This is a genomic window from Pseudovibrio sp. Ad26, from assembly GCF_001623285.1.
GTDB classification, from domain to species: domain Bacteria; phylum Pseudomonadota; class Alphaproteobacteria; order Rhizobiales; family Stappiaceae; genus Pseudovibrio; species Pseudovibrio ascidiaceicola.
Genome location: NZ_LMCE01000087.1, coordinates 1 through 7559, shown reverse-complemented (window position 1 = coordinate 7559; position 7559 = coordinate 1). Strand labels below are relative to the sequence as shown.

General features: G+C 49.9%; 5 protein-coding genes and 1 pseudogene. 5 read left to right on the top strand and 1 reads right to left on the bottom strand.

Annotated elements, in window-relative coordinates:
* Positions 1–251 precede the first annotated feature (251 nt).
* The 5 genes and pseudogenes from PsAD26_RS29415 to repC all read left to right on the top strand — a co-directional run bounded on the left by PsAD26_RS29415 (position 252) and on the right by repC (position 5504).
* Complete coding sequence (locus PsAD26_RS29415; RefSeq protein ID WP_153041527.1) at positions 252–518, top strand: hypothetical protein; 267 nt, start codon at positions 252–254, stop codon at positions 516–518.
* A gap of 296 nt (positions 519–814) precedes the next feature.
* A pseudogene (locus tag PsAD26_RS28945) lies at positions 815–1123 on the top strand (ISKra4 family transposase); the annotation flags it as partial.
* Positions 1124–1525: 402 nt separating this feature from the next.
* A complete protein-coding gene (locus PsAD26_RS17170; RefSeq protein ID WP_063311436.1) occupies positions 1526–2878 on the top strand; it encodes an AAA family ATPase in 1353 nt (450 codons plus the stop codon).
* Positions 2875–3969: a plasmid partitioning protein RepB gene (repB, locus tag PsAD26_RS17165; RefSeq protein ID WP_063311435.1), complete on the top strand. Its 1095-nt coding sequence runs from the start codon at positions 2875–2877 to the stop codon at positions 3967–3969. The genes PsAD26_RS17170 and repB overlap by 4 nt, the downstream gene beginning before the upstream one ends.
* Before the next feature lie 257 nt (positions 3970–4226).
* The gene (repC, locus tag PsAD26_RS17160) at positions 4227–5504 is read left to right on the top strand and encodes a plasmid replication protein RepC (protein WP_063311434.1); all 1278 of its coding nucleotides are present in this window, start codon (positions 4227–4229) and stop codon (positions 5502–5504) included.
* Between the two features lie 82 nt (positions 5505–5586).
* Here repC and PsAD26_RS17155 read toward each other — a convergent pair.
* A partial coding sequence (locus tag PsAD26_RS17155; protein ID WP_063311433.1) for a DNA topoisomerase occupies positions 5587–7559 on the bottom strand: 1973 nt, incomplete at its 5' end.

Here is a 7559-nt window from a genome sequence, read left to right as displayed (position 1 = left end):
ACCTTGAGCTGGATGGCTGAACAGGATGGCGAAAGTTCGAGCATGCGCGAATGTGGCAGACACTTTACACTTCGGCAACCAGATCAGACTGCGTTATCGCAACTGCCCCACACTTTTGGGTGCTCTCCTCTTACGTTCCTTGAGATGGCCACTGGTGCTGCTATGTTTCGATAGGGCCGTACTGAAATAACACAAAATACGCTCTAAAGCATGTTTGCAACAGAGCCGTAAATATTGGGAAGGAGAAAAAAATGGCTAAATATCAATGCCCTGTATGTGGGTTCCCAGAATTGAGAGAAGCTCCATACTCGGATGGTCACGGCTCATTTGAAATATGTCAATGCTGTGGATTTCAGTTCGGTGTTTCGGACAATGATTGCAATGTTACATTCGACGAATGGAAGCGTGTCTGGGTTGCCCGTGGGATGCCTTGGGAAAGTAGTGATTATCTAAAACCAGCCGGTTGGAATCCCAAAGAACAACTGAAAATTGCGGGTTTGTGGGATTTTGAAACTTAACACGTAAGCAGTGGGGAGCAAGAAAAAGATCTGTCAAAAATCGCACGGTAAGACAGACAAACAGAGAACGCTGGAATGTTCAAAAGGATATCAACCTATTTTATGGCTAAGTGATTTATCCCTATCCGTAAAAGGACATTATTAGGTATCTCACTGATAATAAAAGATAAATTTCTTAGCGTACGCCTGCGTGCCAACCTTGTTCTTGCCCCAGTTCCGAACGGATGGGGACTTCGCGACGTTTTCCGCCTTTGCCATGGGCAACGGTAACGAACCGTTCCGCCAGCATCAAGGCTTTAAGAAAGGCAGCAGCTGAATTCCAGACTTACATTGAGAATAATGCCGAGATGATCCCGAACTGCGCAGAGCGCAGGCGTTACGGGGAGCGGGTATCAACCGGATTTGTTGAAAGCACAGTTAATGCGGTTGTCGGGAAGCGCTTTGGCAAAAAACAGCAGATGCGTTGGTCAAAATCAGGTTCTCATCTCTAGCTCCAAACTCGCACACGGGCACTGGACGGAACACTCAGGCAGAAGTTCGAGCAATGGTATCCCGGCATGAAATGTGAAGCGAAGGATCCGGCATTCGACAAACTCGTGGCATAACTACCCCACACTTATGCATACTCTCTTGTCAGTCCTACTATAAGTGCTTCTGGTAGTGATAACATTTGTGTCCTTGGCAGACCGCGTAGGTAGAATCTATCGAGAAGGTGTGAAGCGAATCTGACCTGGGAGTTGGTTTAAAGCCCAAATTTAACGACGAAAGAAATGTTATCATCGTTTATTTATGGAATGTTCTATATTGTCTTGTTAAAGAACGATAGATTAGAATATATTGTGAAAACAACACGATAGGTAGTTTGTCTGGTGTTTGAGATCAGTGTTTTCAGCCAGCTGGGCTCGCCTTTAAGGATTCATTAACCAAGTCCTCGTTGACTTTAAAATCGGATGTGCCAATTATTTCCTTAATTCCTGTTTAATCAATAATTTCGGGTGATTTCGGAAATGGGCACTGAGGTACTAGAGCGCGGTATTATGCTTTCTCAAATGAAGGCTGACCATAAGGCTTTATCCAGCACGCTTGCGGCGCTGGCGCAGTCTCAGTTTCCTCCAAAAGCGGAAAAGAACCTGCGCAAATTTGCGGCGTCAGAAGCGGCAGCCTATCTGGGTATCACTCCGCGCTATCTGGCTCTGTCTGCTGATGAAATGGGGCTTGAGATTGAGAAGGTTGGTCGCGGTGAGCGCCGCTATTACTCTCTTGAGCAAATGAACCAGATTCGGATCTACCTAGCGGAAAAAGCTGGCGATGATACCGCCAAAGCGTTGAACTATGATCCGCGCCGCAAGGAAGATGAAGACATTCAGATCATTGCCTGTTCCAACTTTAAGGGCGGATCTGCCAAAACTTGTACTTCGGTGCATCTGGCGCAGCATCTGGCCTTGCAAGGCTATCGTGTTCTGCTGGTGGATCTGGACCCGCAAGGGTCTGCATCCAGTATGCTCGGCTTTGTCCCTGAGATGGTGCCGGAAGAGGAATCTCTTTTTGCATCAATACGTTACAGTGACCCGAAGCCTATGAGCGAGGTGGTTCAGAAAACGTATTTTGATAACCTTGATCTGGCCATTGGTAGCCCTTTCCTCACCGAATGGGAATTTTTTGCGCCGCATTACGCTACTTTGGCTGGACAAGAAGAGCCTGTATTACGCAACCGTATTGCAGACATTGAGGATGAGAAGAAGCAAAAAGGTATCACCAATACACGGCTTCGTGAGTTGGAAGATGAACTGGCAAGCAACCATGCCAAGCTTTCCGACTGCCTTCAGCGCAAGCTTTACTTCACTCGCCTGCAACTGGCGTTTGAAAATGTTGAAGACGCGTATGATGTGATCATCTGCGATACGCCGCCAAGTCTGGGCTACCTGTCCAACGCGGCATCCTTTGCAGCGGACCATTTGCTGGTGACCATTCACCCGCAGTGGATCGATTGTGAATCTATGGCGCAGTATCTGGCAACGTCCATCGCGCATAACGAGTTTTTTGAGAGCACCGTGGCAAAGCAGCTTGGGCCGGAATATCTGGTGCCTAAAACGCTGCAATATCTGATTACGCGCCATGATAATACCAGCCGTCCGGAAACAGATGTGGTGACCATGCTGCGTTCTCAGCTGCAAAACGTTCTCACCAACACAATGTTGCGAAGCTCCGCGATTGCCGAAGCGGGGAACGTTCAGCAAACACTTTATGAGGCGGAACGCTCCAACTTCAATGGCAAAACATATGATCGTGCGCTGGATTCCGTTAATCGAGTTAACAGCGAGATTGAGGAGCTTCTGAAGTCTTATTGGGGTCGCTCATGAACGATAAACGTAAGAGAAATAAGAGTAAACTCAGTGCGATCATGACCGGCAACAATGCAGGTCTTGAGCGTGCATCCAGTACACCCGTTGCAGAAGAGGTACCAAAGCCACGGGAGAAGAGCGCTGTTGGACGTCTTGGTGCGGCCCTGCATTCCTTAACCGAACAGCGCAATGAAGCCGTTGATCCAAGCCAGATCATCAAAAACCTCGATGCCAAGTTGCTGCTGCCATCATTAGCGCTGGACCGTGCGTTTGAAGGTGATGATGAAGAGCTGGACAGCCTGGTCGAGAGTATTTCCAAGAATGGTCAGCAAGTGCCTGTTCTTGTGCGCCCTCACCCGGACCGGACCAACCATTATCAGATCGCCTATGGGCACCGCCGGGTTAAGGCCTGCTTAAAGCTGGATATTGCGGTTCGCGCGGTTGTTGAAAATTTAAGCGATGAAGAACTTGTTATCGCTCAGGGTAAGGAAAATGAAGAACGTAAGAACCTTACCTATATTCAGCAATGCTTCTTTGCAGCCGAGCTGAGCAAGACGTTTACCCGTGAGGTTGTCGCCGCTGCTGTTGGTGCTGGCGACAAGACCCGCGTATCTAAACTGACCTCAATTATTCGCCGTGTGCCGGAAGATCTTATTGAAAACATTGGGTCCGCCCGTGGTATTGGCCGTGTGAAGTGGGAGACGGTGGCAAAGGCTTGTGAGAACGAGGGTACTGTTGCCCGGCTGCGCAAGAGCATTGCCAACCTGAAGACTTCAGGCAAATGGGATGCTCTTTCCAGTCCGGATCGTTTTGCCTGGGTTCACGATCTGGCTGTCTCTACTGAAGTGGTGGATGGAAACTTATCCCCCTCCACTGTGGAGGGAGTCGAGTCCCGCAAAGCCGCTGTGCAGCGCAAACTACTCATCAAGGGCAGAGACGGCAAACCGGCTGTTGAGGCACGCGGATCACGGAATATCAAGATTGTAATGGCAGATGAAGTGCGGGCTGCAGCCTTCTCTGAATATCTGACCAGCAAAATAGATCAGTTGCTTAAGGATTTTGAGCAGCAAGAGCAAAAGGTCGTGGAGCCAATGGGAGCAAGCGAATGACCTAACCGCAAAAGAAAACGGCCCCGCAGACGGCAATCTGCAGGACCGGAATTCATCTGGCAATCCAGAGCAGAACTCTAGAAGTACCGTATCAGCAAATTCACCGTACTTCGTGCTGCTGTTAAAATCAATCGCCTTCCTAAGGGGCGGTGCGATTTTTTGCGTTCTGCGCCCTGATTTGCCTCTTATTGATGAAACACGTTGCAAAACGTGTGTTTTAAACGCTCTTCGGGTACGTAGAGCGAGAGGGTTTTGCTATGCAAAATTCAGGCTCAGTAGCCTCGTTTAGAAAACTCACACCAGAGATGATGGTCAGTCAACGCCTGGCTATGGCAAATGATATTGTTGAAACCACAAAGTCAGAAGTGGCAATGGCGCTCAAAAAGGCAGCACCTGCCCTTGGCATTGATGGGACTTGCTATCATATTCTGGATATCCTGATCGGCCTTACTGCTGCGGATGACTGGCAACCCAACCACCGCCCTCTTGTTGCAATCTCTAATGAAAAACTGGCTGAATACGTGTGCCGCTCAAAGCGCACCGTCATTCGCTGCCTGAAACGGCTGGTAGAAGCGGGTATCATTGCTTACCGGGACAGTCCAAGCGGACGGCGCTATATTCATCGTGGTGAGTTCAGGCAAGGGAAACTGGGTGAGATTGAGCGCGGGTACGGCTTTGATTTCTCCCCTGCTCGCCAACGCGTTCGTGAGCTGAAGAAACTGGGTGTTCAGTTTGCTCAACGTCTCAAGGCACAGAAAGACGCCCGCCGGACAGTAAACCGCTTGCTCCGTGCGATTGAAGACATGGCGCTTCTTGCCGCTAAAGAAGGTCTAGAGTTTTGCGATGTACAGGACGCGGTAGAGACACTCAGCACCAAGCCGATAGATGTTGTTACTCGCGCAGAAGTGCTTCAGAGTATTTATGAAATGGCGGTCGTAGCCTTTACTCCTGCTGAAGAAGAAACACAGGAAACTGATAGTTTATTATTTGATGAGATGACATGCGCGGGTGACATTAACGACACCCCTTATAATAATACAAACCCTCAAACTCTTAAATTAGGTATAAAACAACGGAGATCAGCTCACGCTGATCACTCAATTAAGCAAAACCTCAAACAAGTTGAGGTTAAAGCAGCTCTTGAGAAGGAGCCAAGGAGCAATTTTGCGGCCAAAGTTAAGCCTGCTGAGCAAGAGGATCCGCTAGAGAGCATTTCCATAGGCTTGCTCAAATCAGCCTTATCAAACCTTCAAAATAGTCTTGGGTTTGAGTTTAACAACTGGAGTGAATTGCTGAAGGCCAGCGGTGATATTGCATTGCTGATTGGTTTGTCTCAATCGGGAATGCATCAGGCTCAGGCAAAAGTTGGACGATATGCGGCGGCGGCTGTGCTGGCAACCACAGCGGAGAAAGCCCTGCGAGATCCTTTGCTGATTTCCAGTCCGGGCGGTTATTTCAGAGCTTGCATTGATCGGGCTGTCGATGGCGAATTGGCGCTACACAAGTCGTTATTCGGCCTGGCACAATCTGGTTGAACGCGTGCAATTTGATCAAAGCCAAGGGTGCACGCGTGCACCCTTGGGATAAAAGTTCATATAAATCAAATAGATAGCTATTTTACCTTTTGTTGAATATCTTATCAAGAAGCACTTTGGCATTCTTAGTTTTGACCTTGTCCGGATAGCCCTTGGGTTTCTTGATTTTGCCTTCTTCAACGAACTTAGAGATCCACTTCATTTGGCTCTCACTGGCAAAATTATTCGCGTCTATCCAGTTGCTCAGAGCCCTTGCTGAGCTTTTGGCTTCATCAGGAAGAGGCTGTCCCAACCGTTCAGCTATCGTCATTGCCAACTTGAGCTGTGCTGGGCTTGGAGCGGATGGCTCCCCTGCCCGCTCCTTCATTGGTCCCAGATAAGCCCGCAACGTGTCATAGCTTGCCAATTCTGCACGGGTCAAACGCTTGCCCTCGCGCTCAGCTTTGCTTTTGGCTGCTTTGACCATGGCTGGGCTCGGTTTACGCTGAATAGCGAGCTTTGCCCCCTGCCCGTCCAGAACATCAATTGCCGTCTTCGCAGAGCTGCAGATCTCCTGGATGATTTCATCAGCACCGGCACTGCCCCTCACAATGTCATCAAGTCGCGCTTCCATTGTTGCGGTCGTTGCTGGATCAAGCAGAGAAGGACACCGGCCCTGCAGAAGGTGGTAGAGCTGCATAGCCGTATCGCTTGCAAAGAGTTTGCCCTTCGAGATTGTCAGGAAGCTTTGCTTCTTTAACTCTTCAATTATGGTGTCTCTGGTTGCCGGAGTACCAATGCCCTTGGCTTCCTTCAACCGTGCACGTTGGCCCTCATCATCAACAAACCTCCATGCGTTTTGCATGGCTTCTATCAAAGACCCTTCCGTGTAGCGGGCTGGGGCCTTTGTCTTCTTGGCATCAATGCTGACAGCCGAGATCCCCACGTCTTCACCGTCTCGAACCTGAGGCAGTTCTGCCTCGCTATCTGAGGACGAGCTGTCCTCGATGAACTCACTGTAAACAGCACGCCAGCCTGGATGAATTGTAGAGCGGCCCACAGTCTTGAACACAATAGTCTGGCCGTTCACCGGTACACTGATAGCAATCTGTGTCTGGTGATATTCGTAATCAGGGCCAAGCGCTGCGAGGAATGTCTTGGCTATGAAATCAAACAGCTTTCGCTCATCAGCGTTCAACCCTGCAATGATCTTTGAAAACTGATCAATCACAGCTGGATTGGGGATGATGGCATGATGAGATTCACCAGCTAGTCCGGCATCTGAGAATACACCGCGTTTGCCTGTCCTGATTGTTGGGGCCTGCCAGTCCAGATCCTTCACATAGCCGCCGCCAACAAGAGCGGCAAACACAGCGCTTGCTCCATCAACCATGTTCTCAGGAAGATAGCGCACAGCAGCGCGTGGGTAGGTTGTCAGCTTGTGGATCTCGTAAAGAGCCTGCGCAACGTCTAATGTTTTCTTCGCCGTCCATCCCCATTTGGCAGCTTGTTTTTGCAAGCTGGGAAGATCAACGGGTTTGCCTGGAGCCTGACGCCGGTTTTCTTGGCGGACGCTGGCTGGGCCATGCCAACCGGTTGCTGCTGCAGCTATTGCTTCAGCCGTAGCCTTTTGAAAATAGCGCTCACTGTCAGCCGGCCGGTGGTGAAGTTGGAACAGCCCATGTTCACCTTGAATATCTGCAGTCAGCTCAAAGTAATCTTGTGGCTTGAACTGCGAAAGCTCTTGCTCACGTCTGCAGACAATTCCAAGCGTTGGGGTACGGACCCGGCCAATGCCGATGACTGCACGTACGCCGGAAGGCACCAGTCTGGTCGTTGCGGTTCTGGTCAGACTGAGATTGAACACCTGATCGGCCTGAGCACGGGCGACCGCTGCATCATAAAGTGAACGATAACTGGCGTTGGGCTTGGCGCTGGCAAACGCCTCGCGAAGCGTCTTTTCATCTTCTGCCGTAAACATTGCTCGCAGCACGCGGCCGTTGTAGCCGTAAAAATGCAAAAGGTTCTCACCAATCGCCTGACCCTCGCGGTCGCAATCAGTGGCAATGATAACTT

Bases quoted from the DNA above. Each gene is read 5' to 3' on its own strand.
- repB (WP_063311435.1), top strand. From the start codon at position 2,875: ATGAACGATAAACGTAAGAGAAATAAGAGTAAACTCAGTGCGATCATG.
- repC (WP_063311434.1), top strand. From the start codon at position 4,227: ATGCAAAATTCAGGCTCAGTAGCCTCGTTTAGAAAACTCACACCAGAG.
- PsAD26_RS29415 (WP_153041527.1), top strand. From the start codon at position 252: ATGGCTAAATATCAATGCCCTGTATGTGGGTTCCCAGAATTGAGAGAA.
- PsAD26_RS17170 (WP_063311436.1), top strand. From the start codon at position 1,526: ATGGGCACTGAGGTACTAGAGCGCGGTATTATGCTTTCTCAAATGAAG.